1 protein-coding gene is annotated in these 1,155 nt (G+C 71.7%); it reads left to right on the top strand.

Translation table 11 applies throughout. The annotated features are described in order from the left end of the window. Positions 1–1,155: PEP/pyruvate-binding domain-containing protein (locus G6027_RS16215; RefSeq protein ID WP_241727202.1), on the top strand; the 1,155-nt coding region annotated here is incomplete at both ends.

Here is a 1,155-nt window from a genome sequence, read left to right as displayed (position 1 = left end):
CGGGGCCGGCACTGGGGCCCCGAACACGGCCACGGACACCGCCCCGACGCCCATGCACTTGGTGGTGCAGCAGATGGTGGATGCGCGCGCCGCCGGCGTGGTGTTCACCGCGGACCCCACCAGCGGCCGGCGCGACCTCATGGTGATCGACGCGGTCGCCGGCCTGGGCGAGGCGCTGGTCGACGGATCGGCGTCCCCGGACCACCTCGTCCTGGATTCCAGCGGCGGGGTGGCAGTGCGGGAGTACGACGACGACGAGGGGGTCCTGTCCCCGGAGGAGATCGCGGCGATCCGGTCGGGCGCCCTACGCGCGGAGCGGCACTGGGGCCGGCCGATGGATCTCGAGTGGGCGATCGACCGGGCCGGCAGGCTCTGGTGGCTGCAGGCCAGGCCCATCACCACCCTGCCCGCCGACCTGGGCGAGATGGATTCCACGCTGGCCGGCGAGGACCACGTCTACACGCGCTGCAACATCGGGGAGATGATGCCGGGGGCGTTCTGTCCCCTGACGGCGTCGGTCTCGGGGTTCGCGATCGACTACGCGATGCAGAAGATCCAGGTGGTGGCCCGGGCCCAGGCGAGCTACGACCAACCGTGGCTGCAGGTGGGCTACTTCTCCGGGCACATGTTCCTCAATCTCACCGAGGGCACGGCGCTGAGCTCGGGCATCGTGGGCAACTCGCTCGAGCAGTTCTCCACCTCGATCTGCGGGCGAGTGGTCGAGGAGCTGGTGCCCAAGCCGCCCAAGCCGTTCCTGCGCAGGCTCGGCAACACCATCCGCCTGTCCTCCCATGCGCTGTCGGCGGGCCCGGCAATCCGGCGGCTGCAGGGGCAGATCGCCGGCTGGCGCGTCCCGACCAGCGAGGATCCGCGGTTGGTGATGGAGCAGTTGGAGGCCGGGGTCGAGCAGTACTGCGACGTGACGCTGACCCACGTGCGCTCGTCCTCGCGTGCCGCGGTCGCCGCCAACATCCTCGAGAGTGTCCTGATGAAGCAGGCGGTCAAGGCCGGCCGCAGCGAGGACTCCGGCCGCACCGACGCGGCGCGGCTCATGGCCGGCGCCTCCGAGGTGGAGAGCGCGGTGATGCTGGAGCAGCTGGACTCGGTGGTCCGCGCCATCGCCGCCGACCCCCCGGCCGCCGAGGGGTTCCTCGC

This window comes from Dietzia sp. SLG310A2-38A2 (assembly GCF_014145095.1).
Classification (GTDB): Bacteria; Actinomycetota; Actinomycetes; order Mycobacteriales; family Mycobacteriaceae; genus Dietzia.
This window is presented reverse-complemented; position numbering and strand designations above follow the sequence as displayed.